24 protein-coding genes are annotated in these 26,093 nt (G+C 69.6%); 15 read left to right on the top strand and 9 right to left on the bottom strand.

The window, feature by feature from the left end:
* Positions 1 to 31 precede the first annotated feature (31 nt).
* Positions 32 to 427: a carboxymuconolactone decarboxylase family protein gene (locus tag BO39_RS21620; protein WP_052402431.1), complete on the bottom strand. Its 396-nt coding sequence runs from the start codon at positions 425 to 427 to the stop codon at positions 32 to 34.
* A 173-nt stretch (positions 428 to 600) separates the two neighbouring features.
* Here BO39_RS21620 and BO39_RS21615 point away from each other — a divergent pair, with 173 nt between their 5' ends.
* The 5 genes from BO39_RS21615 to BO39_RS21595 are packed head-to-tail and all read left to right on the top strand — an operon-like array spanning position 601 to position 5,109.
* Entirely contained in the window at positions 601 to 1,599 is a 999-nt protein-coding gene (locus BO39_RS21615; protein WP_052402430.1) for a Bug family tripartite tricarboxylate transporter substrate binding protein, read from the top strand.
* A 20-nt stretch (positions 1,600 to 1,619) separates the two neighbouring features.
* Positions 1,620 to 2,507, top strand: coding sequence for an amidohydrolase family protein (locus BO39_RS21610; protein ID WP_043837375.1), 888 nt, complete (start codon positions 1,620 to 1,622; stop codon positions 2,505 to 2,507).
* A gap of 10 nt (positions 2,508 to 2,517) precedes the next feature.
* Positions 2,518 to 3,387, top strand: coding sequence for an NAD(P)-dependent oxidoreductase (locus BO39_RS21605; RefSeq protein WP_043837373.1), 870 nt, complete (start codon positions 2,518 to 2,520; stop codon positions 3,385 to 3,387).
* An 11-nt stretch (positions 3,388 to 3,398) separates the two neighbouring features.
* Positions 3,399 to 4,367: a Gfo/Idh/MocA family protein gene (locus tag BO39_RS21600; protein ID WP_052402429.1), complete on the top strand. Its 969-nt coding sequence runs from the start codon at positions 3,399 to 3,401 to the stop codon at positions 4,365 to 4,367.
* On the top strand, positions 4,357 to 5,109 hold the full coding sequence (locus tag BO39_RS21595) for a GntR family transcriptional regulator (protein WP_043837371.1): 753 nt from the start codon (positions 4,357 to 4,359) through the stop codon (positions 5,107 to 5,109). The genes BO39_RS21600 and BO39_RS21595 overlap by 11 nt, the downstream gene beginning before the upstream one ends.
* A gap of 175 nt (positions 5,110 to 5,284) precedes the next feature.
* Here the strand turns inward: BO39_RS21595 and BO39_RS21590 are convergent, their stop codons facing one another.
* Positions 5,285 to 5,995: a FadR/GntR family transcriptional regulator gene (locus BO39_RS21590; RefSeq protein ID WP_043837369.1), complete on the bottom strand. Its 711-nt coding sequence runs from the start codon at positions 5,993 to 5,995 to the stop codon at positions 5,285 to 5,287.
* A 99-nt stretch (positions 5,996 to 6,094) separates the two neighbouring features.
* On the opposite strand from BO39_RS21590, the gene BO39_RS21585 reads away from it, so the two are divergent.
* Genes BO39_RS21585 through BO39_RS21555 form a run of 7 tightly spaced genes read left to right on the top strand, consistent with a single transcriptional unit; the run spans position 6,095 to position 13,720 of the window.
* Positions 6,095 to 7,264, top strand: coding sequence for an alpha/beta hydrolase family protein (locus BO39_RS21585; RefSeq protein ID WP_052402428.1), 1,170 nt, complete (start codon positions 6,095 to 6,097; stop codon positions 7,262 to 7,264).
* Positions 7,265 to 7,275: 11 nt separating this feature from the next.
* Entirely contained in the window at positions 7,276 to 8,265 is a 990-nt protein-coding gene (locus tag BO39_RS21580) for a Bug family tripartite tricarboxylate transporter substrate binding protein (RefSeq protein ID WP_043837367.1), read from the top strand.
* Positions 8,262 to 9,146, top strand: coding sequence for an amidohydrolase family protein (locus tag BO39_RS21575; RefSeq protein WP_043837365.1), 885 nt, complete (start codon positions 8,262 to 8,264; stop codon positions 9,144 to 9,146). The genes BO39_RS21580 and BO39_RS21575 overlap by 4 nt, the downstream gene beginning before the upstream one ends.
* Positions 9,143 to 9,616 carry a (2Fe-2S)-binding protein gene (locus tag BO39_RS21570; RefSeq protein ID WP_043837362.1) on the top strand — a complete coding sequence of 158 codons (474 nt, stop codon included), beginning with the start codon at positions 9,143 to 9,145 and terminating at the stop codon, positions 9,614 to 9,616. Before BO39_RS21575 ends, BO39_RS21570 begins: the two co-directional genes overlap by 4 nt.
* Entirely contained in the window at positions 9,613 to 11,775 is a 2,163-nt protein-coding gene (locus BO39_RS21565) for a molybdopterin cofactor-binding domain-containing protein (protein WP_084698352.1), read from the top strand. The genes BO39_RS21570 and BO39_RS21565 overlap by 4 nt, the downstream gene beginning before the upstream one ends.
* Positions 11,776 to 11,787: 12 nt before the next feature.
* On the top strand, positions 11,788 to 12,717 hold the full coding sequence (locus BO39_RS21560) for a tripartite tricarboxylate transporter substrate-binding protein (protein ID WP_043837360.1): 930 nt from the start codon (positions 11,788 to 11,790) through the stop codon (positions 12,715 to 12,717).
* A 25-nt stretch (positions 12,718 to 12,742) separates the two neighbouring features.
* The gene (locus tag BO39_RS21555) at positions 12,743 to 13,720 is read left to right on the top strand and encodes a tripartite tricarboxylate transporter substrate binding protein (RefSeq protein WP_052402427.1); all 978 of its coding nucleotides are present in this window, start codon (positions 12,743 to 12,745) and stop codon (positions 13,718 to 13,720) included.
* 417 nt (positions 13,721 to 14,137) lie between these two features.
* Here BO39_RS21555 and BO39_RS21550 read toward each other — a convergent pair whose 3' ends face one another.
* The 7 genes from BO39_RS21550 to BO39_RS21520 form a co-directional block, all read right to left on the bottom strand.
* The gene (locus BO39_RS21550) at positions 14,138 to 14,923 is read right to left on the bottom strand and encodes an alpha/beta fold hydrolase (RefSeq protein ID WP_043837358.1); all 786 of its coding nucleotides are present in this window, start codon (positions 14,921 to 14,923) and stop codon (positions 14,138 to 14,140) included.
* Positions 14,924 to 14,935: 12 nt separating this feature from the next.
* Positions 14,936 to 15,829, bottom strand: a complete 894-nt coding sequence (locus BO39_RS21545) for an MBL fold metallo-hydrolase (protein WP_043837356.1) — start codon at positions 15,827 to 15,829, stop codon at positions 14,936 to 14,938.
* 30 nt (positions 15,830 to 15,859) lie between these two features.
* Positions 15,860 to 16,837: a Bug family tripartite tricarboxylate transporter substrate binding protein gene (locus tag BO39_RS21540; protein WP_043837353.1), complete on the bottom strand. Its 978-nt coding sequence runs from the start codon at positions 16,835 to 16,837 to the stop codon at positions 15,860 to 15,862.
* A 37-nt stretch (positions 16,838 to 16,874) separates the two neighbouring features.
* Positions 16,875 to 17,813 carry a beta-keto acid cleavage family enzyme gene (locus tag BO39_RS21535; protein WP_052402426.1) on the bottom strand — a complete coding sequence of 313 codons (939 nt, stop codon included), beginning with the start codon at positions 17,811 to 17,813 and terminating at the stop codon, positions 16,875 to 16,877.
* Between the two features lie 65 nt (positions 17,814 to 17,878).
* The gene (locus tag BO39_RS21530) at positions 17,879 to 18,766 is read right to left on the bottom strand and encodes a LysR substrate-binding domain-containing protein (protein ID WP_043837349.1); all 888 of its coding nucleotides are present in this window, start codon (positions 18,764 to 18,766) and stop codon (positions 17,879 to 17,881) included.
* 457 nt (positions 18,767 to 19,223) lie between these two features.
* Positions 19,224 to 20,843, bottom strand: coding sequence for an FAD-dependent oxidoreductase (locus tag BO39_RS21525; RefSeq protein ID WP_169742804.1), 1,620 nt, complete (start codon positions 20,841 to 20,843; stop codon positions 19,224 to 19,226).
* A complete protein-coding gene (locus tag BO39_RS21520; protein ID WP_043837345.1) occupies positions 20,840 to 21,811 on the bottom strand; it encodes a Bug family tripartite tricarboxylate transporter substrate binding protein in 972 nt (323 codons plus the stop codon). The genes BO39_RS21525 and BO39_RS21520 overlap by 4 nt, the downstream gene beginning before the upstream one ends.
* 241 nt (positions 21,812 to 22,052) lie before the next feature.
* Between BO39_RS21520 and BO39_RS21515 the strand changes: the two genes are divergently transcribed.
* The 3 genes from BO39_RS21515 to BO39_RS21505 are packed head-to-tail and all read left to right on the top strand — an operon-like array spanning position 22,053 to position 26,076.
* Positions 22,053 to 23,243, top strand: a complete 1,191-nt coding sequence (locus BO39_RS21515; RefSeq protein WP_043837343.1) for a 2-methylaconitate cis-trans isomerase PrpF family protein — start codon at positions 22,053 to 22,055, stop codon at positions 23,241 to 23,243.
* Positions 23,240 to 25,270, top strand: coding sequence for an oxidoreductase (locus tag BO39_RS21510; protein WP_084698350.1), 2,031 nt, complete (start codon positions 23,240 to 23,242; stop codon positions 25,268 to 25,270). Before BO39_RS21515 ends, BO39_RS21510 begins: the two co-directional genes overlap by 4 nt.
* 11 nt (positions 25,271 to 25,281) lie before the next feature.
* Complete coding sequence (locus BO39_RS21505) at positions 25,282 to 26,076, top strand: N-acyl homoserine lactonase family protein (RefSeq protein WP_156963817.1); 795 nt, start codon at positions 25,282 to 25,284, stop codon at positions 26,074 to 26,076.
* Positions 26,077 to 26,093: the final 17 nt, after the last annotated feature.

The following is a 26,093-nucleotide window of genomic DNA, read 5'->3' as shown; positions in this document are numbered from 1 at the left end:
CTCTCCGCCCGCTTTGCGCCGTGCCGCCGGTTCAGCGCGCGTCGGGCTCGGCTTCGCCAAGCTCCTCCAGCGCGATCCGATGCGCCTCGATGGAGGCCGGCACGCCGCAATACATGGCGACCAGCAACAGCACGTCCTGGATCTGCTCGCGGGTGCAGCCATTGGCGATGGCGCCCTTCACATGCACGCGGAACTCCGTGGCGCGATTGCTGGCCGCGGTGATGCCGAGCATGACGAGGCTCCTGACATCGTGGCTGAGGCCGCCACGGCTCCAGACATCACCGTAGATGTAGGCGTTGATTACGGTCTGCAGGGGCGCGCCGAACTCTCCGACGGCCCGCATGCGCTGCTCCACCGCCTCCTCCCCGAACATGGCCTTGCGAAGCCTGAGGCCGCGCTCGTTCAGCTCACTGACGTCGACCATCATCGCGCTCCCACTGCCTGATGTTCATCCGCATGAATGCGGACACGCCCATGCTGCCGCTGAACGTTTCCTGGACAAGGATGCCACAAAGCAATGCTTGCGCAATCAACATTTGTCCGGATAATTAGGTGAAAGCCGGAAAGGCACACCCACCGCGAAGGAAGCGCGGCGGGAGCATGGGAGAGAACGTCATGTCGATCCTGTCGGGCCTGCGCCGCAGGCTGCCGAGCTGCATGGCCGCAGCCGCGCTGCTCATCCTCTTCGCCTGCACGGCAGCCGCGCAGGATTATCCCACCCGCGCGATCCGGCTCGTGGTCCCCTTCCCGGCCGGCGCCGGACCGGACCAGGTGGCGCGCATGATTGCGCAGCACCTGCGCGACACCATGGGCCAGCCCGTGGTGGTCGAGAACCGCACGGGCGCGCTCGGCAGCATCGGCGCGCAGGAGGTCGCCCGGAGCGCGCCGGACGGCTACACGCTGCTGATGGCGACGAACACCACCCACGCCGCCAACGTCGCGATGGTCCGGCGCCTCTCCTACGATCCCGTGGCGGATTTCGCGCCGGTCGGGCGCGTGATCACCACGGCCATGGTGCTGCTGGTCAAGCCGGATTTCCCGGCGCGCACCGTGCAGGAGTTCATCGCCTATGGCCGCAGCCGTAATGGCGAGCTGACGGCGGGCTACGGCTCTGGCGCGGCGCAGATGTCGATCGCGCAGCTCCGCCGCTTCGGCGATGTCAGAACGGTGGCCGTCTCCTACCGCGGCGTGCCGCAGGCGGCGGGGGATGTGATTTCGGGCAACCTTTCCCTGTCCTTCGCCGACTACGCGATCGCCCTGGCGCAGATCCAGGGCGGGCTGCTGCGCGGGATCGGTGTGACGGCGGCCACGCGAACGGAGCTGATGCCGGACCTGCCGCCCCTGGCCGAGGCGATGCCGGGATTCGACGTGACGATCTGGTACGGGCTGGTGGCGCCGGCCGGGACGCCCGGCTCCGTCGTCACGCGCCTGGCGGGGGCAACCCAGGCCTGGCTCGCCATGCCGGAGACGCGGTCCCGGCTGCTCGGCATCGGCCTCAACCCGGCCTTCCTGCCGCCCGCCGAGTTCGACCCGTTCATCCGCGCCGAGGTGCAGCGATGGACGGCGAACGCAAAGGCGGCTGGGATTGAGCCGGAATAACCCCGGGGGAAGCAGGCACCATGGACGGGCCCATCATCGACGCGCATCACCACATCTGGGAGCTGGCGCGGATCCCCTGGCTCTCCGGCCCGCCCGCGCCGCGGATCTTCGGGGAATACGCGGCGCTGCGCCGCGACGTGCTCGCTCGGGAGTTCGTGGAAACGGTGCGCCGCCGGGGCGTGGTCCAATCTGTCTATATCCAGCTCAACGTCGCGCCGGGGGAGGAGGTGACCGAGGTGGCATGGGTGAAGGCCCAGGCCGCGGAGGAGCGGTTTCCCATGGCGGTGGTCGGCTTCGCCAACCTCTCCTCGCCCGATGTCGGCGCGGTGCTGGACCGGGAGCTGGAAGCGGGGCCGATCGTCGGCATCCGCCAGCAGCTGCACTGGCACGAGACCCCGCTCTACCGCTTCGCGCCGCGGCCTGACGTGATGCACGAGACCGCCTGGCGCCGTGGCCTGGCCGAAGTAGCACATCGAGGGCTGACTTTCGACCTGCAGGTCTTCCCGGGGCAGATGCGGGATGCGGAGCGGCTGCTGCGCGACTTTCCGAACACGCGCTTTATCTTGCAGCACGCCGGCATGTTGGTGGACCGGAGCCCGTCAGGCTGGGCGGAATGGCGGGCGGGGATGCAAGCCCTCGCGGCCTGCCCGAATGTCGTGAGCAAGCTGTCGGGCCTGGGCACATTTGAGCGGGCCTGCTCCGTCGAACTGTGGAAGCCGGTGGTGGAGGAGACCCTGGCGATCTTCGGTCCGCATCGCTGCCTGTTCGGCAGCAACTGGCCGATCGAGATGATCTGGACAAGCTACGACCAGATCCTCGACGTGATGCTGGAATGTCTGAGCGGGCTCTCCTCGTCGGAGCGGCGGGCGGTGCTGCACGACGTGGCGCAGCAGACCTATCGCCTGTGAGGGACGGTTCGTGAGCGAGGCGGCGCCGGTCGGGCTTGCGGGCCTCGGGCTCGTCGGCGCTGCGCTGGCAGCACGGCTGCTGGCCGCCGGCCATGCCGTGCTGGGCTGGGACCCCGATCCCGCGCGCCGGGCGGCGCTCCGTGCGATAGGCGGGGCGACGGCGGACGGCCCTGCCGCACTCGGGCAGGATTGCGAAGCGCTGATCGTGGCCGTGTACGACGCCGATCAGGCGGCCGCGCTGATCGCGGCGCTTCCCAAGCCTGCACAGGTCTCGACCATTCTCTGCGTGACCACCTGCGATCCTGGCCAAGCGACGGGCCTTGCGCAGCAAGCCGCGGCACTGGGCCTCGGCTTCGTCGAGTTCCCACTCTCCGGCAACAGCCGCGAGATCCGTGCTGGAGACGCGACTGGGATGCTGGGGGCGGAGGATGCGGTTGCCAGGGGCATCGCTCCCCTGCTGCGGGTGCTCTGTCCGCGTCATCTCCGGGTTGGTGGCGTCGGTGATGCGGCGCGGATGAAGCTGGCCGTGAACCTCGTCCTGCAGGTGAACCGCGCGGCGCTGGCCGAGGGCATGGTGCTGGCAGAACGGCAGGGGCTCGATCCCGCGCTGTTCCTGGAGGTGGCCCGGCACTCGGCGGCCCGTTCGGCGGTGATGGACGGCAAGGGGCCGAAGATGGTTCGCGGGGATTTCGCCCCTGAATCACGCATCGTGCAAACGCTGAAGGATGCGGAGCTGATCCTGGCCGCGGGAGCGGAGGCGGGGCAGCCGCTGCCCCTCGCCTCGGCTCAGGCGGCCCTGCTGCGCGAGGCGGTCGCCGAGGACGGAAGTCGCGACAGCGCGGCGGTGATCGAGGCGATTCGCGCGCTCGGCCGGAAGTGACAGGGACGATCATGATCGACGCCGCCATCGTGGGTCTGGGGCGCTGGGGAAGAAGCTTCGTCGAAGCCGGAAGCGGAGGGCTGCGCTTCACCCATGCCGTCGAACCAGCGCTGGACGGGGCGCGGAACTTCGCCGCGCGGCACGGGCTGGCGCTGGTTGGGCATCTGGACGAGGTGCTGGCCGACTCCGCCATCGGCGCGGTGGTGCTGGCCACGCCGCACTCCCTGCATCCACAGCAAGTGTTGGCCTGTGCCGCCGCCCGAAAGCCGGTCTTCTGCGAGAAGCCGCTCGCGCTCCGTCTGGGCGAAGCCCGGAGCATGGTCGAGGCCTGTCGCGCGGCCGGCGTGCCCCTGGCGGTCGGCCACAACAGGCGCTTCTGGCCGTCCATGCGCGCCCTGCGCCGCCTGGTGGCGGAGGGCGCGCTGGGCAAGCTGCTGCATGTCGAGGGGCACAACAGCAACGAGAACGCGGGCGCGGTGAAGGGGGGCTGGCGCCTCTCGCCCACCGAATCCCCCGGCGGCGGCATGACGGGCGCCGGCCTGCATGTGCTGGATGCCTTCGTCAGCCTCATGGGACCGGCGCGACGCGTGCAGGCCCGATTGCTCTCCCACAAGCAGCCTCCGTCGCCGCTGGACACGGTCTCGGTGCTCGTCGAGTTCGCCAATGGCACGAGCGGCATGCTGGCGACGGTGCGCGACACGCCGTTCTACTGGCGGGTCCATGTCTTCGGCAGCAGGGGCTCCGCCGAGGTGCTGGGCGAGACCCGTCTGCTCCTGCACCGCAGCGGGGTTGCGCCCGAAGTGGTGCCGCTGGAGCCCGCGGACTCGCTCAGAGCGGAGCTGGACGCCTTCGCGGCCACCTTGGCCGACGGCACACCCTACCCGATTCCGACCTCGGACATGCTGGCGACGGTTTCGGCCTTCGAGGCTGTGATAAGCTCCATCGAGAAGGATGCCCCCTGCCTCTGTGATGCTCCCTGACGAGACGCCCCGCCCCCTGCCGCGCTACCAGGAGATCGCCAACGCGCTGCTGTCCGAGATCCGCCTTGGACTGCATCCCGTCGGCAGCCGGCTGCCGATCGAGACGGAGCTTGGCGTGCGGTTCGGCGTCGGACGGCATACGGTGCGTGAGGCACTTCGGATCCTCACACAGCAGGGCGTGATCGTCCGGCGGGCCCGGGTCGGCTCCGTCGTGCTCGCCCCTGGGCCTCCCGCGCTCTTCACCCATAGCGTCGGGTCTCTCGCGGAGTGGATGCGCTACCCGCCGGAAACCTATCGGGAGACCGTGCAAACCGGGGAGGTCGTGGCGGACCGGGAGCTCGCGGCGCTCCTGAAATGCGAGGAGGGGCGACGCTGGTTCCGGATCGGCTCGGTACGCCGGGCGGATGCCTTCAGCAAGCCGCTGGGGTGGGCCGACATCTACATCCTCCCGAAATACGCGGCCGTCGCCAAGCGGCGGGATCACGGGCGCATACCGGTCCACGAGCAGGTCGCGAAGCAGTTCGGGGAGGCGATCGAGTACGCGCAGCTCGACATCCTCACCCGTGGCCTGCCGCCAGAACTGGCGCCCTGGCTGGGCGACCCGCCGGGCTCGCCGACACTGGTGATGGTCCGGCGCTACTACGGCGTCCGAAGCGGGCTCTTCGAGATCACGGTCACGACGCATCCGGAGGGCCGATACGTCTACAGCATGGAAATGCGCCGCGACCTGCGCGTGGTGTGAGGACGCGCTCCGGGATTCCGGAGACTGCGTCGGCCAGCTTCAGCTGTCCGGAGACGGCCGCTGAGGCCGTGAGGCACCCTCACTCGGCGGATCGGGCCTGGTGTCTCTCGGAGCACGCCCCGCTGCGCCTGCCGGCTTGCCCGAGCGGCCGGGCGATGCCGGAATGACCCCGCCGTCAGCCCGAGGCGTCACCCCGATCCAGGCTGTGCCGCAGCGCCGCGAAATGCTGCGCCATGCTGCGGCGCGCCGCCTCGGGGTCATGCGCCACGATAGCATCAAGGATCGGCCGGTGGCCGGACTGCAACGCGGACCAGTCCTCCGCCTCCACGAGGTGGCGGAACCCCTCGGCCTGGGACCGGGAGACGAGGTCGGCCACGAGCTCCTCCAGGACCGGGTTGCCGCAGGCGCGGGCGATCGCGAGATGGAATTCGGCGTTGACGTCGGTGTGGCGCAGCGCTTCCGGCGACAGGGCAACCGTCAGCCGCAACGGCCGAGCGATGGCCTCTTGCTGCGCCGGGGTTGCACGCAGCGCCGCCAGCGCGGCGGTCTGGGACTCCACGCCCTCGCGCGCCTCCCAAAGCCGCAGCAGCGGCACACGGCCTGTCTCCAGCCGCGCCCGCCGAAGCCGGGCGAGGTCGGGCACGCGGTCCATGCGCAGGAAGCGGCCGCCGCCCGGGCGGCTCTCCACCACCCCCTGCATTTCCAGTGCACGGAACCCTTCGCGGATCACGAGGCGGCTCACCCGCCAACGCGCCTCCAGCATCCGCTCGCTGGGGAAACGGCCGTTCCGGCTCACCTCGCCAGCCTCGACGAGGTGGGCGATGCGCTCGATCACCTGCTCGGACAGGCGCAGCCCTGGGACAGGGATGAGGGCTTCGTCAGACATGACCGATTCTCTTGACCCAGTTCCGGGTCCGGGCTCAAGCTCCAACTGGGTAACCCAATTACGGACAGCCGAAGCGCTGCCGGGAAACGAGGAAACGTTATGCCACTCGACGCCGTCCCTGGCTGGACGGACCATTTCCCAGGCAATCTGCTCTGGTCGAACGCCATGCTCGTTTGCAAGGGCATGGCGCCCTACGGAGCGGTCGCCATGCGGGACCTGGACCGGATCGGCACCCGGCTGCGGGCCCGACAGGGCGAACCGGCAGCCTGGGCCGAGGAATGGAGCGCCGAAGCCGACGCGCTGGAGGCTCGTGCCGCGACCGCCCTCTCCCCGGAAACGGCCGGACACCTCCTTTTGCGGGCCGGCATGCTCCGCTTTACCGGTGAGCGCTTCGTCCCTCCCGGCCCCGAGAAGCGCGCGATGGGGGAGCGCGCCTACCGCGCCCTGCATGCCGGGCTCCGCGCCCGGCATCCGGAGATCGAGGCCGTCGAGGTCCCCTATGAGGGCACCACCCTGCCCGCCTTGTTCATGCAGGCGCCGGGCGTCACCGGCCGCGCGCCCGTGGTCGTCGTCTTCGACGGCATGGACAACGCGAAGGAGATGAGCGTGCTCTTCGCCGGGCTCGAATTCGCCCGGCGCGGGATGCACACGCTGGCGATCGATGGCCCCGGCCAGGGCGAGACGCTGCGCCTGCGCGGCATGAGCGCGCGGCACGACTACGAGACCGCCGGCGCGGCGGCCTTTGATTACGTCGCCGGGCGTGCGGACGTAGACCCGCGCCGCATTGTGGTGATGGGCTACTCCTTCGGAGGCTACTACGCCGTCCGCGTCGCCGCCCATGAGCCGCGCTACGCCGCCGGCGTCGCGCTCACCGCGCCGCACTGGGACCTGGCCGGCTTCCAGCGAGCCCAGCGCGACAAGGCGCGCGCCGCCGGCCACAGCACGGCCCAGTCCAACTTCCAGTTCCGCTGGGTCGTCGGCGCCCCGGACGACGACGCGGCCATCGCCATCGCCGAGCGCTTCGACGTCGCCGGTGCCGCGGCGCGGGTGAGCTGTCCCTTCCTCGTCACGCATGGTGCGGAGGACCGGGTGATCCCGGTGGCGAATGCAACCCGCCTCTTCGACGCGCTGGCCACGCCGAGGAAGGCGCTCCGAATCTTCACGGCCGAGGAAGGCGGGGCGCAGCACGCGCATGTCGATGACCGGCAGATCGGCATCGATCACGCGGCCGACTGGATCACGGACACGCTGCGCGAGGCAGCAGGCTAGGGAGTAGGAGGATGCTACAACGTCGCGCGGCCCTCGCCGCATCCATCGCCGCACTGGCCGTCCCCCTTCTCCCCGGGCCGGCGCTTGCACAGGACGCCCGGCGCCCTCTCGTCGTCGTGGTCGGCGCGCCACCGGGCGGCACCGCGGACGGCGTGGCCCGCGTGCTTGCCGAGGCGCTGCGCGCGGAGCTGGGCGGCATCGTCGTCGTGGAGAACCGCGGTGGCGGGAGCGGGCTGGAGGCCGCGGACCGGCTCGTGCGCGCGGAGCCGGACGGGCAGACCCTGCTGATGGCCAATACCAGCGTGCTCGCCATCAATCCAAGCCTCTACCCGAAGCTGAGCTACGACCCGCTGCGGGACTTCGCCTTCATCGGTAAGGTCGCCAATGTGCCGATCGTGCTCGCGGTACGTCGGGAGCTGGGCGTGCGCAGCGTGGCGGAGCTGATTGCGCTGGCGAAGCAGCGGCCGGGCAAGCTCAACTTCGGCTCCGCCGGCACGGCGACCGCCATGCACCTCGCGGGCGTGCTGTTCAACCAGCGGGCCGGCACCGAGATCACCCACATTCCCTTCCGCGGCAGTGCGCCGGCGGTGACGAACCTCATCGGGGGCCAGGGGCTGGACATGATGTTCGAGCCGGCCTCTACCCTGCTGGAGCATATCGGCCGCGGCACGCTGGTGGCCCTAGCCGTGGCCGACAGCAACCGCGCTAGCGCGCTGCCCCACGTGCCGACCATGGCCGAGGCGGGACTGCCGGGCTACCGCGCGACCCAGTATTTCGGCCTCGTCGCACCCGCCGCGACGCCGCCCGCGACGGTGCGCCGATTGAACGAGGCGATGGTTCGCGGCCTCAACGGCGCCGCCGCGCGGGAGCGCCTGGCCTCGATCGGAGCGGAGCCCGACCCCAGCACGCCGGAGGTGCTGCGGTCCTTCGTGGCGGAGGAAATTCCCCTCTGGCGCGACCTCGTCCGCATCTCCGGCGCGCAGCTCGATGGTGGCGGATGAGCGAGGCCCCCCTCTGCGCCGCACCGGACCGTGCGCCGCGCGCGCCGTCCTTCGCCGTGCCGCCGCTCGCCTGCGACTGCCACCTGCACGTCTTCGGCCCCGCGGATCGCTACCCCTACCAGCCCACGCGCGGCTACACGCCGCCGGACTCGCCTCCGGCCGAAATGCAGAGGCTGCACGCGGCGCTCGGGATCGGCCGCGCCGTGCTGGTGCAGGCGAGCGTGCACGGCACCGACAATCGCGCGATCCTGGACGCCGTTGCGGAGGACCCGGCCCGCCTGCGCGCCGTAGCCTCGGTGACGGAGGCGGTAACGGAGGCGGAGCTGGAGCGCCTGCACGCGGGCGGCGTGCGCGGCTTCCGCGTGAACCTCGTGGACAAGGGCGGGATGCCATTCCGCTCGCTGGCCTCGCTGGAGGCAGTGGCCGCGCGTGTACGGCTCCTGGGCTGGCACGCGGAGCTGCTGGTGCACGTGCACGACAGCCCGGACTTCCTGGCGATCGCGCGCCGCCTGCCCATCCCGGTCGTGGTCGGCCATATCGGCTACACCCCTGCCTCGGACGCGCTGACGCACCCCGCCTACCGCGAGTTCCTGGCCCTTTTGCGGGACGGCGCCTGCTGGGCGAAGCTGACCGGCCCTTACCGCATCTCATCGGCCGACCGAGCGCCCTACGCCGACGCGGCACCGCTGGCCCGTGCCGCAGTGGACGCCGCACCGGACCGCATCGTCTGGGGCAGCGACTGGCCCCACGTGATGCTGAAGGGCGTGATGCCGAACGACGCCGAACTGCTGGACCTTCTGGCGGCATGGGTGCCGGACGCGGCGCTGCGCGACCGCATCCTCGTGGACAATCCCGCGATCCTCTACGGCTTCGGCGCATGACCGTGGCCTTCGAGCTGAACGGGGCGCCCGTCATGCTGGACCTGCCACCGGAGACACCCCTGGTCCATGCCCTGCGGGACGGGCTCGGCCTGTTCGGCACGCGCTGGGGCTGTGGGGCGGAGGCCTGTGGCGCCTGCATGGTGCTGCTGGACGGGCAGCCGGTTCCTTCCTGCACCCTGGTGCTGGATGCAGTGGCGGGGCGGCGGGTCCGTAGCGTGGAGGGGCTCGGCACACCCACCGCGCCGCATCCGCTGCAGACGGCCTTCCTGGAGGAGCAAGCTGGACAATGCGGCTACTGCCTCTCCGGCATCCTCGTCAGCGCCGCCGCCCTTCTGGAGCGGATCCCCGATCCGGACGAGACGGCGGTGCGCACGGCGCTGGATGGCAATCTCTGCCGTTGCGGCGCGCATAACCGCATCATCCGCGCCGTGCTGCGGGCCGCCGCCTCGATGCGGGGCGTCCCGGCATGAGCAGCGCCCGTCCCGCACCGGATGCCGCGCCGCCGCGCAGCGCCGATGTCGGCCCCCCGTCCGCCCCACCCAGGCTTCCCGGCAGCCTGGAGGCCAACCGCCGCCTCTCTCAATGGCTGCGCCTGCTGCCTGAGGGACGCGTGGTGGTCACCCCAGGGAAGGTGGAAATTGGCCAGGGCATCCTGACCGCCCTCGCGCAAATCGCGGCGGACGAGCTGGATGTGGACTTCGCGCGCATCTCGGTGGAGGCAGCCGCCACGGATCACAGCCCCAACGAGGGCGTCACCTCAGGCAGCCGTTCCGTGCAGGACAGTGGCCTAGCGGTCCGCCATGCCTGTGCGGCGGCGCGCGCCATCCATCTCGGCGTCGTCGCCCAGCGCAGCGGCGTGCCGCTGGAGTCCTTGCGAGTGGAGGACGGCACCTTCATCGGGCCGGATGGCCGCGCCGTTGGCTCCTACTGGAGGGAGGCCGCTTCGGGCCTTCTGGAATGCGACACGCCGCATGACGTGGCACCCAAGCCCGCCGCCGCCCGCCGGGTCGCCGGTACGGCGGCGCCGCGGCTGGACCTGCCAGACAAAGTCTTCGGCGCGCCGCGCTTCCTGCACGACATGCGCCTGCCCGGGATGATGTTTGCGCGGATCATCCGCCCTCCCTCCCGCGAGGCGCGGCTGGAGGCGTTGCCGGAAGCCCCGGCGGGGGCACGCCTGGTGGTAGATGGCAGCTTCCTGGCAGTGGTCTGCGCGACCGAGGCCGAGGCAGCCGGCGCCGCCACCCGCGTGGCCGCCCGCGCCCGCTGGGCGGAGCGGGACACGCTACCGCCCGCGCCCGAGCTGGCCGATCGCTTCCGTGCCGGCCCGGTCGAGACCACCCCTATCGCTGATCGCCCAGGTGCCGGCGCGGCGCCGGCGCGCACACTGCGGGCCACGTTCTTCCGGCCCTACATGGCCCACGCCTCCATCGGCACCTGCTGCGCCGTCGCGCGCTGGTCGGAAGCGGGGCTGGAGGTCTGGTCTCACTCGCAGAGCATCTTCGCGCTGCGCCGCGACCTCGGCCTAGCCCTGCGCCTGCCGGCGGAGCGGATTGTAGTGCACCACCGCGAGGGAGCGGGCTGCTACGGCCACAACGGCGCCGACGACGTGGCGCTGGACGCCGCCCTCGTGGCCCGCGCTACGCCCGGCCGGCCCGTGCGCGTGCAATGGAGCCGTGAGGACGAATTGGGCTGGGCGCCCTTTGGCGCCGCCAACCTCGTGACCGTGGAGGCCGAGGTGGCCGAGGACGGCACCCTGCTGTCTTGGACGCACGACATCTATGGAAACGGCCATCTCAGCCGCCCCGGCTTCTCCGAAACCCCCTCGCTCCTGGCTGCAAGCCACCTGGCGGTGCCCTTTCCCGCACCGGTCGCGCTGAACCCGGCCCCGGCCGGCGGCGGCGGCGCCGACCGGAACGCGATGCCAGCCTATCGAACTGGCGGCCTCTCGGTCCGCGTGCACCGCTGGCTGGAGATGCCGCTCCGCACCTCGTCCTTCCGGGCACTCGGTGCGATGGCAAACGTACTGGCGATCGAGAGCGTGATGGACGAGCTCGCCCTGGCCGCCGGCCGCGATCCGGTAGCCTACCGCCTCGCCCACCTCGACGACCCGCGCGCGCGCGCGGTGATCGAGGCCGTGGTGGCCATGGCCGGCCCCCCGCCGGGCGGGCGTGGCGAGGGGGTGGGCCGCGGCCTTGCCTTCGCTCGCTATAAGGGCAGTGGCGCCTGGTGTGCCGTGGTCGCCGAGGTGGAGGCGGAGGAGAGGGTGCGCGTCCGCCGCCTCTGGATCGCGGCGGATGCCGGCGAGGTGGTGAATCCGGAAGGGGCAGCGCACCAGATCGAGGGCGGTGCGGTGCAGGCTGTGTCCATCGCGCTGAAGGAAGAGGTGACCTTCGATGGCCGTGGGGTGACCAGCAACAGCTGGGACACCTACCCGATCCTGCGCTTCTCCGAGGTACCGGCGGTGTCCGTGCAGTTGCTGCCGCGTCCCGAGGCGCCGCCGCTCGGCACCGGCGAGTGCGCGACGGGCCCGACGGTCGCCGCCATCTCCAACGCCATCCACGACGCGCTCGGCGTCCGCGTCCGCACGCTGCCCTTCACCCCCGATAATATCGCCCAGGCCATGGGCTAAGGGAGAGAGCCGATGACGGATTGGAAGCCGGAGCGGGAGGTGGCGCTCTTGGCCGGCACCCCGGCAGGAGGCGGGCAGGACCGTCCCGCGCGCGCGCTGCTGGCAATCATGGCGGAGGGGGGGTTGGTCCCGGCACCGATGACCCTGGTCAACATCCCCGGGCGGGGCGGCGGCAATGCCTGGGACGACCTCGCGCGCCACCCGGGCGAGGCGCACCGCCTGGCGATCAACTCGCCGACGATCCTCAGCAACCGGGTGATGGGAGTCAGCGCGCTGGCATGGGAATCCCTCACGCCGCTCTGCAACCTCTACACGGAATACCTCTCCTTCATCGTGCGCCCGGACTCCGGAATCCGGGATGCGGGCGACCTGCTGCGCCACCTGGGAGAGAACACGGCAGGCCTGCCCGTCGCCCTGGCGACGGCGATCGGCAACGCCAATCATATCGCCCTCGCGAAGCTGACCCGCCATGCCGGGGGCGCGGTGGCGGCGCTGGCCCTGACTGTCTTCGACAGCGCGCGCGATGCTATCGCCCATGTGCTGGCGGGACAGGCCGAGCTCGGCGTTATAACCGCTGCCAGCCCGGTGCCGGAGCTGGCGGCAGGCACGGTTCGTTGCATAGCCGTCTCCGCGCCCAGCCGCATGGCCGGCGTCTACGCTGGCGTGCCGACTTGGCGGGAAGCGGGCTTGGACCTCGTCGCGGGTCCTTGGCGCGGCGTGATCGGCCCCGCCAGCCTCGCGCCGGAGGCGATCTCCTTCTGGGAGAGCGCGCTGCGGACCGCGACGGCCAGCGCGACATGGCGCGACGAGCTCACCCGGCGCCACTGGTCCGACACCTTCCTGATTGGCGAGGCGCTGCATGCCTTCCTGCGCGAGGAAGACGCGACAATGGCCGCTGAATTAAGGGCTCTCGGCCTGGCGCGGGAGAGCCGACCGGACTGATGACACCCCGACAAGGGAGGAAAGCATGAACAACGAGGCGAAGCGCCGTACCATCCTGGGGGCGCTGGGCGGGCTCGCCGCCCCTGCGGCGCGCGCGCAAACGGCTTATCCCACACGCCCTGTACGGATCATCGTCCCTTTCCCGCCCGGCGGCACCTCCGACATCCTTGCCCGGCTCGCGGCGGACCGATTGGCCGCTGAGACGGGGCAACCGTTCATCGTAGACAATCGGGCGGGCGGTGCCGCCAATATCGGGGCTGATGCAGTCGCAAAGGCCACGCCGGACGGCTACACCCTGTTGCTGATCTCCACGATCCACTTCATCAACGCCAGCCTGTTCGAGGGGCGTATCACCTACAACGTCCTCCGGGACTTTGCGCCGATCGGTCTGATCGCCACAGTTTCGCAAGTGCTGCTGGTGAACCCCGCCCTGCCCGTCACAACCCTGCGGGAGCTGATCGACTACGCGCGGGCACGCCCGGGCGTTCTGAACTACAGCTCCCCCGGCAGCGGCAGCCAGCCCCACCTGACAGCCGAGCTCTTCGCCAAGGCAACCGGCACCCGCATGGTGCACGTTCCCTATCGCGGGGCGCCCCAGGCGGTGACGGATGTGGTGAGCGGACAGGTGCAGCTCACCTTCGCCACCTCGCCCTCCGCCGTACCGCTCGTGCGCGGGGGGCAGGTGCGCGCCCTTGCCGTCACCTCGGCGGAGCGGATCGGCGCTCTCCCGGATGTGCCGACCACAACAGAGGCAGGAATGCCTGGCTTCGAAAGCGTTGGCGGCAACGGCCTCGCTGCACCAGCCGGAACACCGGCCGCGATCGTGGAACGCCTCGCCTCCATCGTCGTGCGGATGCTCGGCACCCCGGAGATGCGTTATGCCCTCACCGAGCAGGCAGCCGATCCGAGACCAATGAGTCCGGATGAGTTCAAGAGCTATATCGCGGCCGAGACCGCACGCTGGCACGGGGCCGTGCGGCTCTCCGACGCGAAGCCGGAATGAGCGGCTTCTATATAGAGTTGAGTTGATGTTGGCAGTCGAACCTCTCTATCGCTCAAAATTCTTTGATCGGTTTCCCGCCTCATGGCTTTTGTCGAGACGCTGGAGACGCAGCCTCGCCTCGATCCGCTGCTGGAGCTTTGCTCGCATCCAGCGACAAGCCGGCCCTTGGCCTGATCGCGCCGCAGCTTTCAGCTGCTCCAACCTTTGCGCTGGCCATGGTGCCAGCCAACCCGTCGGGGGTTGCCGGCGGCCCTTCTAGTCTCGCCACCGCGAAAACGGCGGACCAAGCAAGCGTGTGACGTCGATCAGTCTTGGGCAAAGAGCCCGTCGACTGCCGCAAGACCCTCGAGAAGACTCAAACGAAGGCTGCAGCGGCCTGTGATTTGATTGACGCTGATGCTGCAGCACTTATGCGGGTCATAGGGCACTCAAAAAATCTGTAACGGCCTTGGCCAGCAGCTCTGGCGTCTGGATCGCCATGAAATGGCCGCTCTCCACCACCCGATAGGTTGCGCCTGGGATGGCGGCAGCCACCGGCGCCACGCGGGCGGGCGGGCGGCCCAGGTCGTGAGTGCCGGCCAGGACCAGCACGGGGCAGCGGATTCGGCCCAGAGCCGCCCGCATGTCCAGCTTGGCCAGCATCCGCATCGTCGCTGCCTGCCCCACGGCGTCGGCCGCCAGGCGCTGCGCCCGTGTCCGGGCAAAGCGCGCCACGTCGCCGCGCAGCGGCGGCGGGTAGCCCAGATCCAGTCCCTGCCCGACGAAGCTGCGCAGGCCCCTGGCTTCTACCTCGTTGGCTCGGTCGAGCAGCGCCTGGCGGGCCCCCTCCGGCACGCCAGTGGCGGGAGAGGTCGCGACGGCAGCCCGAATCCGTTTCGGATAAGCTGAAGCCAGATGCAGCGCCACTGCGCCGCCCACGGCAGTGCCCACCGGCACGACCGGCCCTGGCACGCCGAGCCCGTCCAGCAGCGCCAAGGCGTCCTGCCCCGCCTCTCTTATGCCGTAAGGGCCGGGGGGCCGTTCCGTCATCCCGGCACCGCGCTGGTCGTAGCGGATCACCCGATAATACGGCGAGAGCAAGGGAAGGACGTCGTCCCAGCTCTCCATCGTGCCGCCCATCTCGTGCAGCAGCAGCAGCGTCTCCGGGCCGTCGCCGGCCGCCTCGTAACGCATGGAGAGGTGAGGCGTCTCGATCCAGGGCATGGCGGACCTCCCTCAGGCCGGGGCGTCGCCGGCGAGGTCAGTGGACCAGGCATCCGGTAGCAGCCGAAAGCCGTCCCCCTCCCGCACGACATGTGCCAAGCCAGGGAAATGCAAGTGCATGCCGGCAATGCCCTCGCGCCGGTCGGCAACCTCGGCCAGGATGGCGCGACGCGTGGCGATCGCGGCGGGCGGGTCCACGTCCACCAACATCGTTACCTCGGGCCGCGGCACCTGCAGTTCCTGAACATGGACGATGTCGCCCCAGATCAACAGCGACCGGCCCCCAGACGCGACGCGGTAGCCGGTGTGTCCGGGGGTGTGGCCTGGCAGGGACACCGCCGTCACGCCCGAACACACCTCGCCCACCGCGAAGGTGCTGAGCCGCCCGGCATAGGCCGCCAGCGCCTCGCGCGCGTTGAGAAAGAAGACTTTCCGCCGTGCCGGGTCCTCCAGCCGCATCATGGCCGCGTCGTCGTTCCAATGGGCATGCTCGGCCTCGTGCAGCAGCAGGTCGGCGCGGGGAAAGGCGGCCCCGCCGGTGCTGTCGAGCAGCCCACCGAAATGGTCGGGGTGCAGGTGCGTCATAAGCACAAGGTCGACGTCGTCCGGCGACAGCCCAGCGGCAGCAAGATTTGCCGCCAGTCGGCCGGCCGTAGCCGCGCCCCGGGGGCCACAGCCGGCGTCGACCAGCACCGTGCGCCGCCCGTCGCGCAGCACGAAGGCGTTGACCGTCGTGCGGCGCGGCACCGGGCGGCGTGCGGCACCGAGCATGGCCGCGGCCTCGGCCGGGTCGATGCCGAGCACGGTAGTCATTGACACGTCCTGGTGGCCGTCGTGCAGCGCCGTCACCAGGATGTCGCCGACGCGCCGGTGGTAGACGCCGGGCACCTGGGTAGCCGGGATCATGGGCACCAGGGGTTCTCCTCGGCCTGCGCGCTATTCAAGCTTCACGCCCGCTTTGCGGATGACCTCGCCCCATTTCCGGGTCTCGGCCGCGATGTAGGTGGCGAACTCCTCCGGCGTATTGCCGGAAACGCGGCCACCCTGGTCCACCAGCACCGCTCGCGTCGCCGGGTCGCGCAGCGCCTCGACAGCCGCGCGGTTCAGGAGGTCGATCCGAGCGCGCGGAACGCCGGAAGGGGCGATCAGCCCATAGTAGCTCTCGGAATCCATGTCTTGTACGCCGGCCTCCGCCATGGTCGGCACGTCGGGCAGCGCGACGGACCGTTCGGGTGCCGTGACCCCCAGCGGCCGGACTGCGCCGGACTGGATCTGCGGCAGCATTACCGGAACGTCGCCAAACATCATCGAGACCTGGCCGGCCACCACGTCTGTCAGCGCCGGCGCGGCGCCGCGATAGGGCACATGGACGACGTCCAGCCCGCCCGCGCGGTCGCGGAGCATCTCCATCGCCAGATGGAGCGAGTTGCCGTTGCCGGAGGAGGCGTAGGTGAGGCGGCCTGGCCGCTGCCGGATCAACGCGATCAGCTCCCCCACCGTTCGCGCGGGCACGGAGGGATGGACCGCCAGCACCTGCGGCACCGAAATGACGAGCGTGATCGGCTGGATGTCGCGCACAACGTCGAACGGCATGCGCGGCATCAGGTGCGGTAGCACCGACATGGCGCCGCCGCTGCCGACGCCGATGGTGATGCCGTCGGGCCGGGACTTCGCAACCGCCTCGATCCCGATCACGCCACCGGCTCCGGCGCGGTTATCCACCACGAAACTGACACCGAACCGGTCGCCCAGCGCCTTCGCCACCACGCGGCCGACTAAGTCCGCGGGGCCGCCGGCTGGGAAGGGCACGATCAGCCGGACCGGCTGGTCTGGGTACCGGTCCTGCGCCCGAGCTATCCCAAGGGGAAGGACGGCGGTTGTGGTCGCTGCCAGCAGCCGGCGTCTCGTGGTCATGGCAGATTTCCTCCCGTTATTCCCGCTCTTCTATGTCTCAGGCAGCCTGGCGCGCCGGCGTCGGTAGGCCGAGGCGCCGCCGCGCCTCCTCCGGTGTCGCGATTCCGATGTCAAACTCGTCGAGGATGCGGCGGATCTTCCGGACCTGCTCGGCATTCGATGTGAACAGCCGGCCCGGCCGCTCGGTGACATTGTCCTCCTGCCCGATCCGCACGTTCGTGCCCATCAGCGCGCCATAGGCGGCGGCGCGCATGTTGTCCGGCCCGGTGCCGTGGGTGAAGATCTCCGTCTCCATCCCGAACAGTCGCTCCGTCGTGCGCTTCAGGTGCAGCAAGTGGTCGATGTCGGACGGGCTACCTCCGAGGATGCCGGTCAGGAACTGCACGATCAGCGGCCGCTTCATGCGGCCCATCTTGTTCTTCATGTGGTACTCAAGGATGTAGAGGTGCCCGACGTCGTAGCACTCAAACTCCATCATGATGTTCTGTTCGATGAAGATGTCGATCAGGCGGTCAATCTTCTTGAATGTGTTGTTCGTCACCCGCTCGTAAGAAGAGGGGCCGAAAAGCTCACGCTCCCAGTCGTGCTGGAACTCGGTCACGCCCTGAGCCTGGGCTTTCTTGAACATGCCGTAGTTCATGGAACCGACGATGACGGTGGCGATCTCCGGCTGCAGCACCATGGCGGCGGAAGCGCGGTCCTCCGCCGTGTTGCCCATGGAGCAGGACATGTTGATCACCGCATCACATTGCGAACGGATGGCCGGCAGGAAGTCCTGCCAGACGCCCACCTCTTTGGTCGGGCGGCCATCCTGCGGGTTCCGCGCGTGGAAATGTAGGATGCAGGCCCCCTCCCTCGCCGCATCCACGGACTGCGTGATCATCTGCTCGGCCGTCACCGGCAGGTAGGGCGACATCGAGGGTGTCATGCCCGAGCCTGTGACGGCGCAGGTGATCATGACGTTCTTCCCGGACATGTTCATTCTTCCTTGGAGCGATGGTGTCAGCTGGCGACGAGATGGAGGCCGGCGCTGGGCGAGGTCTACCTGTCGAGGATCCAATCGCGGAACTCGCGCAGCTGCGGCAGACTCTCGGCCTGCTGTTGGTGGATCAGATAGAAGTTCTCGGGCTGACACTGGCTTATCGGCCAGGGTGCCACCAGCCGACCCTTTCTTAGATCGTCCTCGACCAGCAGCTTCTCGCCTATGGCGACGCCCAGTCCCTCCGCCGCCGCCTCGTAGGCGAGGACGGAGCTTTCGAAACGCTGGACCGTGAAGTTCGACAGGTCCGGCAGGCCGGCGGTGGACAGCCAGCTGTCCCAGCCCTCTGGTCGCAGGTTGGAGATCAGGAGAGTTTGCCGCCGCAGGTCAGCAGGCTCTCGCAGCCCCTGCTCCTGACGCAACAGGCGCGGCGCGCAGACCGGGGTCAACTCGCTGCCGAAAAGCCAGTGCCCAACAAGGTCGGACGGCCAGCTTCCGGTGCCGGCGCGGATCAGGATGTCGGTCTGGTCGAAATCGAACGCCGCCTCGGCCGAGGTGAGGGAAGTGACGAGCAGCACGTGCCGGTTGGGGAAATGTGCGTGAAAGTCACGCAGTTGCGGGAAGAGCCAGCGCGTTGCGAGGTTGGCCGAGCACATGACCCGCAACGGCCGCCCCTGGCGGGCCTCCATCAAGCGTCTGGTGGAGGTGTCGATGCGGCGCAGCGCGTCGGTGAGCCCGGCCAGGTACTGCAGCCCGTCCGCCGTCAGCCGCACCTCTCGGTTGGCCCGCACGAACAGAGGCACGCCGAGCGTGGCCTCGAGAAGGGCAATCTGCCGGCTGACGGCACCCGGGGTAACGTGCAGCTCCTGGGCCGCGAGGCTGAAGCTGCTATGGCGGCCCGCTGCCTCGAAGGCACGAATGGCGTTGAGGGGCGGTAATCTCCAGACCATCAGCCAGATAGTCCATGATGGAGTGGCTTCGGAGCCTGAACCACGGGCAGCTCCTCCGGACAGTCAGCCTTCTTATTGGTAGATAGTGACCATTGGGGACACTCGGGTCAAATCAGGATATGTGCGTTCGGTTGAGAAATTCTCACTCGATTATTACGCGAGGTTGTTTGCTTTGGCCGCGTGGGCGGACGTTTGCTTCCAACGTTCGCAGCGGCGGAGATGACCTATGCGATGGAGGGCGTGTTCGGGTCGCTCGTACGCGCCGAGCACTGGACCATCTTCGCGGCTTTTGAGGCGGGCGATTCAGTGGCACTCGTACCAGCCGTTGGACGGTATCCTCTTCCAGATCGGGCCGCATTATCACGAAGCACCAGGAGCCCACGGACACCCAGCGCAATACATCGGAGGATGTCATTCCCGGGGAAGCAGCCGCCGCCAACGCCTCAGCACAAACCCGCTAGCTGTTCGTGGTGCGCGCCATACCTCGTGCCGCGATCAGCCCGAAAGTAAGGCCCGAGGCTAGGGAGAAGCCTGTCTGATAGCCGGACCCCGTCTCTGTCCGCGCGGCGGCATTTCCCACCGCATAGAGCCCGGGAATGGGATGCCCGCGCACATGCGTCACCCGCGCTTCTGGATCTGCCAGGAGCCCTGCGGAGGACAGCGCCGTCGGGTGCAGGCGGATGCCGTAGAAGGGCGGCTGCTCGATGGGACCAAGCGTCGTGCTCGGGTCGAAGCGTGCCAGCCCCCAGGGAGTCCCGCCGCGGTGCTGCTCGCTGTCTACGCCGCGCGCCGCATCCTCGTTGAAGCGCCGGATTGTGTCCGCAAGCCCCTCGGCATCGATCCCGAGCTCGGCCGCAAGGCCTTCCAGCGACGCGGAGCGCGAAACCCAGGACGGGATCTCCGCATCCGGCGGCCGCCCGGCGAAGGACTGCGCCCCTGCGTAACCCGAATCGAAGACGAGGAAGCAGGGGAGGTTCGGCTGCTCACGCGCGCGCGCATCGAAATCGCGCAACCGCGGCGCGACGGCCTGGAAGAAGCTCTCGTCGGCGAAGCGCCGGCCCCGGCGGTTCACGACGATGGTCCGTGGCGCCGTCAGCTCCGCCGTGCCGGAAAGGCGGCACAGCGCGGTTCCGCCGGGCGCCTCGTCGGGGTTCCGGAAGCCGAGGAACAGCGACAGGTTGTTGCCGACCACGCGGAGAGCAGCCCCGATCTCGGTGGCCATCACCAGAGCGTCGCCGGTCAGGCTCTCCGGGAACATGGATTGCCAGCCAGGCAGGGCCTCGAAGCGATCGACGAGCTCCGGGTTGGACTCGTAACCGCCGCTCGCCAGCACCACGCCGCAGCGCGCGGACAGGATCTCGCCATCCTGGGTCACGATCCCGGCCACGCGCCCTTCCGCCATGATCAGCCGCTCCGCCGCCGTTCCCGTCCGAAGCTCCACCCCGTGCCGCAGGGCCGCGCGCAGCATCCAGGCCACCAGCCCCGCGCCGGCGCCGCACAGACCCGGCCTCGCGCGCGCGACCTCCTCGGCGGCGTCCCAGGTTGCCGTCCGGTTGGGGCCGCCCAGCGCGATCGCCTCCCGCCCGCCCAGGCGGTGCAGCGGCCCGGCCGGGCGCAGCACCCGGTCAGCCCACTTTCCCAGCTCCGCCGCGTCGATCGCGGGCAATTCGACTAAGCGGCCCCCGTTCGTCGCTCCCGGAGCCATGCCGTAGTGGTCGATGCGCGGGCTCAGCCGGAAGGGCAGGCCCGCGGCCTCGAAGAAGCGCAGCGCCCCGGGCGCCTCGGCGGCAAAAGTCTCCATTCGCGCCGAATCGAGCCCGTCCGCGCCGACATAGCGGAGATAAGCCCGGACGGCGTCGAAGCTGTCGGTTCCGCCCGCTGCCGCATTCAAGTGGTTATCACCAATCCACAAGAGGCCGCTCGAGATCGCAGTGCCGCCGCCGAGCTTCCCCGCCTTCTCGACCAGCAGACAGTCGAGGCCGAGGACGCGCGCGGCGATCGCCGTGGCAAGGCCCGCCAGGCCGGAGCCGACCACGACGACGTCCCAGCCCTGTGCCGGCACGGAACTGGCCCTCACTGCGGCCGGATCCCGGCCGCCTCCACCACGCCGCGCCACCGAACCGTCTCCTCGGCCAGGAGGCGCTCGACTTCCTCCGGCGGCTTGCCGCCGGGAAGGCAGGCGATGGAGGCCAGGAACTCCGCCATGTCCGGCGCGGCCAGGGCCTTCGCCGCCTCGGCGTAGAGGCGATCAACCACCGCTTTCGGCGTGCCGCGCGGGGCGGCGAGCCCGGACCAGTGCATCACGTCGTAACCCGGCAGCCCCGCCTCCGCGAAGGTCGGCACATCGGGCAAGGCGGCGAGGCGGCCCGGGCCGCTGATCGCCAGCGGGCGCAGCAACCCGGCACCGCCACCCATCGCCGCGCCGGGAGAGGCGAAGACCACGTCCACCTGCCGGGACAGCAGCGCCGTCACCGCCTCCCCGCCGCCGCGATACGGCACGTGCAGCAACTTCACCCCGGCAGCCAGCTCGTAGGCGACGGTCGCGAAATGCACGGAGCTGCCCACGCCTCCGCTGCCATAGCTCAGCTTCTCCGGCTGCTGGCGCGCGGCATTCGCAAGCGCCTGCAGGCTCGTGATGGGGGAGTCCCGGTGGACTGCCGCGATCACGGGCGTGAAGGCGCTGATCGTGATCAGCTGAAAGGCCTGAGCATGATTGAAGGGCAGGTTGCCTACCAGGAAGGGCATCATGCCGTAGGTGCTGTCCAGCGCGATCAGGGTGTAGCCGTCCGGCGCGGCACGGGCGGCCTCGGCGGCGCCGATGCTGCCGCCTGCGCCCGAACGGTTCTCGACGACGACGCTCTGCCCAAACCCCTCGGAGAGCTTCTGCGCGAGCTTGCGGGCTACCGTGTCGATAGCCCCGGTGGGCGCCCAGGCCACGATGAGCCGGATCGGGCGTGTCGGGTAGGGCGCCTGGGCCGAGACGGTGGGGGACGCTAAGGGCGACGCTGCGGCCGCTGCCAGCAGCGCTCGGCGTGAGCTGTGCATCCTGAAGTTCCCGTCCCTTCGCCCCAGTGCGGGAGTCGAAGCGCCTCGCCACACGAGCTTTGTGTTCCGAAGGCTGTGACCGGCTACCGGCTATGTCAACGCCGTAAGCCGGTGACCTGGATGAGGCCTGACGGACTCCCTGAAACGAGGGCGAGACGATGCTTTATCTTTATTGCAACGCTACGTGTCGTATGTTTTATAGCCAGCAAGCCAGCTCGAGTGACGGCGCCCGGAGGAACAGATGGCACGGCAAACGCGATGCGTGATGATGCGCGGCGGCACGAGCAAAGCCGTCTTCCTCAAAGAGGCCGACCTGCCGTCGGACCCAGTCGCCCGCGACGCCCTCATCCTCAGCATCTTCGGCTCCCCCGATAAGCGCCAGATCGACGGTCTTGGCGGCGCCGATCCGCTGACGAGCAAGCTCGCCGTGATCGGCCCGCCCCGCGCGGAGCTTCCGGAAGCGGCTGGGACGCATCTGACCTACACCTTTGGCCAGGTAGAGATCGACGGGCCCGCGATCGACTATCTCAGCCTTTGCGGCAACATCAGCGCGGCCGTCGGCGCCTTCGCGGTGCGCGAGGGCATGGTTGAGGCGCAGTCACCGGTCACGACCGTTCGCGCCTGGAACACCAACCTGAAGCGGGTGCTACGGATCGAGGTGCCGGTCGAGGACGGCCAGCCAGCCGAGGATGGTGACTTCGCTATTCCCGGCGTTCCCGGCACGGGCGCACGAATTTTCGTGGACTTCGCCGACACCGCCGGTGGCGCAACCGGCGCGCTACTGCCAACGGGTAATCCCGTGGATCGGCTGGAGGTGGAGGGCGTCGGCACGATAGAGGCGAGCCTCATCGACATCGGCAACCCGCACGTCTTCGTCCGTGCCGCGGATGTGGGCATGACCGGGCGCGAAACGCCGGCGGAGATCGACGGCGATGCCAAGTTGCTGGACCGCCTAGAGCGCGTCCGGGGCGTCGCCGCGCACCGGCTCGGCCTTGCCACCTCCCCGTCCATGGCACGCGTGGAGACACCGGCCGTGCCGATCCTCGGCATGGTCGCGGCGCCGGACGCCTACCGTGACTTCCTCCACGGCCGCGAAGTGCCTGCCGAGGAGATGGATGTGCTGGCACGGCTGATGTTCATGCAGCGCACCCACAAGACCTATGCCGGCACTAGCACCGTCTGCACGGGCGTGGCGAGCCGCCTTCCCGGCACGCTGGTGCACGAGGCCGCGCGCCCGGTCCCACACGAAACTGCCGAGTGCCGCATCGGCCACCCGGCCGGCGTCATCACCACGGAGGTAAAGGTCTACGGCGGGAACGGACCGGAGTTCCGCGTCCAGCGTGCTACGCTCGGGCGCACCGCCCGGCGGATTATGGAGGGCTATGTCTTCACCCCGGACCACCCGCGGGTGACGGCGGAGGCCGCCGAATGAGCGCGGCCGGGCACGGCCCAATGCTGATTGCGCAGCCGGGCACGATGGGGCCGCTAGCCCTTCGTAACCGCATCATCATGGGCCCGATGGGGACGAATTACGGCACGGGCGACGGCTTCTCCACCGAGCGCGACAAGCTCTACTACGCCGAGCGGGCGCGGGGCGGCGCGGCGATGATCATCACCGAGGCGATGGTAGTCTCGGCCGGTGCGCGCAATCACCGTAACTCCCTTTGCATTCACCACGACCGCTTCATCCCGGGGCTCGCCGCCGTAGTGGAGGCGATCCATGAGGGCGGCGCCCTCGCCGTAGCGCAGCTGAACCACCGCGGCGGCCTGTTGCGGCGGTCCGTGCTCGGCATGGAGCCCGTAGGCCCCTCGGATTGGACCCATCCCGCGACTGGCGAACCAATTCGCAGCCTCTCCGTGGGCGAGATCCGCGCGATCCAGGAGGACTTCCTCAGCTCCGCGCGCCGGGCCTGGGAGGCGGGTTACGACGCCGTCGAGCTGCACGCCGCCAACGGCTACCTGTTCCAGCAGTTCTTCACCCCCCGCATCAACCGGCGGGACGACGTCTATGGCGGCCCGCTCGGGAACCGGATGCGGCTGCTGATGGAAACGGTGGAGCTCATCCGTGCGAAACTTCCGGACCTGCCCCTCATGGTCCGCGTCAGCGCGACGGAATACGTCGAGGGCGGCTATGGCGAGGCGGAAATTATCGCGCTCTGTCAGGCGCTGGAGCGGGCCGGCGTGATCGCCATCGACCTCTCCGGTGGCTCGAACGAGAGCCCGGCCCTGTCGCGCTACTGCATTCAGCCGCCCTCCTTCCCGCGCCGGTTCCTGGAACCCTTCGCACGCCCCATCAAGGACGCGCTGAACATTCCGGTGATCATGGCCGGGCGCATTATCGACCCCGAGGATGCCGAAGGCGTGCTGCGGGCGGGGAGCGCTCAGTTTGTGGCCGTCTGCCGCGCGTTAGTGGCTGATCCCTACTGGACGAACAAGGCCTTCGGGGCGATCCCGACGCCGATCAAGAAGTGCATCTCCTGCAATGTCTGCTTCGAGCGGCTTACGCTGGAGCAGGACGTCGCTTGCGTTGCCAACCCGCTCGTCGGCACCGAATTCGAGCGGCTGGACCTCGCGGAGCCGCAACTCGCCGATCCCGTGCCGGAGGCGCTGCGCCGGCGCGTGCTCGTCCTTGGCGCCGGCGTGGCGGGGGTGGAGGCGGCACGCGTCGCCGCGGCGCGCGGCCACTCCGTCGAGATCTGGGAGGCGAGCGACCGCGCGGGCGGGCAGGTGCCACTCGCGACCGCAGGCCCGGACAAGGCGGATGTCGGCGGCATCTGGAGTTATCGCTGGCCACAGATCGAGGCCCTCGGAGTTCCCGTGCGCTACGCCACCGAGGCTACGGCGGCCCGCCTCCGGGACTTCGCGCCGGACCTCGTCATCGTGGCCACCGGCTCACGCGCGCGGCGCCTGCCGATGCTGGACGCGGCACCCTGCCCCACAATTCACGCCTGGGAGGTGATCCGCGACCCATCGCGCATCCCGCCCGGCAGCACGGTGACCGTCATCGGCGGTGGTCTCGTCGGCCTCGAGACGGCGGACCTGATCATGGGCGATGGACGCTGCGTTACCGTCCTCGAAGGGCTGCCCACCGTCGCCACCGGCATGGCGCGCAACAACCGCTTCGACCTGCTGGAGCGGCTGGAGCGCGGCGGCGTAACCTGCGTGACTGGCACGCTGGTGGAGGGGTTCGAGGGTAGCAACCTCGTCCTGCGGAACGGCGAGCGTCGCTGGACGATGCCGGCGGGCGACGTGATTGTTCATGCGGTCGGTCCCGTGCCGAACCGGGACGTGCTGCCCTTGCTGCAGGAGGCCGGGGTAGAGCATGTGCTCGTCGGTGACTGCAACCGGCCGAGCGACTTCCTGGATGGCATTCGAGATGCCTGGATGACGGCACTGGCCGTCGAGCGCCGCCCGAAGGCCCGGGCCCGCATCACCGCGGCTGATCTGGCCATTTCCTAGAAATGCCCCTCATGGACAACACCTACGAGCTCTTCGCCATCCGCTACGCCACCCGCGAGGCGAAGCGGCGGGAGCACTTCATCGGTGGCGACCCGCATGATGCGCCGATGCCGATGGACTACTTCGTCTGGGTCGCCGTCAGCACGGAGCGGAGCTTTGTGATCGACACGGGATTCACGGAGGAAACGGCGGCGAAGCGCGGCCGCACCTTTCTGCGCTGCCCCGTCGAGAGTCTGCATCTGGTCGGCGTTGATCCGGCAGCGGTGCAGGAGGTGGTCCTGACACACCTGCACTACGATCACGTCGGGAACTTCGACCGCTTCCCGGCCGCCCGGTTCCACCTCCAGGAGCCGGAAATGCACTACGCCACCGGCCGCTACATGGCTTACCCGAAGCTGTCGCACTCCTTCGAGGTGGAGGATGTCTGCGGCATGGTGCGGCTGAACTACGCGCAGCGCGTCCGCTTCCACGACGGCGACGCGGTGATCGCCCCTGGAGTCTCGCTACACAAGATGGGCGGGCACTCGGCAGGGCTGCAATGCGTGCGCGTGAACACGCGGCGCGGGCCGGTCGTGCTCGCCTCCGATGTCACGCATTTCTACGAGAACATGGAGAAGGGCCGCCCCTTCCCTACCGCCTTTCATATCGGGGAGATGCTGGAGGGCTTCGAGCGACTGCGGGAGCTCGCCCCTACGCCGAAGCACATCGTCCCCGGGCACGATCCGGAGGTCATGCGTCGCTACCCCGCCGCCTCGCCAGAGTTGGATGGCGTCGCTGTCCGCCTCGACACCGAGCCGAGCACCTGAGCCCAGAACAGGAGGAT

Source organism: Roseomonas aerilata DSM 19363, assembly GCF_000711725.1.
In the GTDB taxonomy this organism is placed as follows: Bacteria; Pseudomonadota; Alphaproteobacteria; order Acetobacterales; family Acetobacteraceae; genus Roseomonas; species Roseomonas aerilata.
The sequence above is the reverse complement of the archived record's forward strand: the minus strand, read 5'-3'. Positions and strand labels throughout refer to the sequence as shown.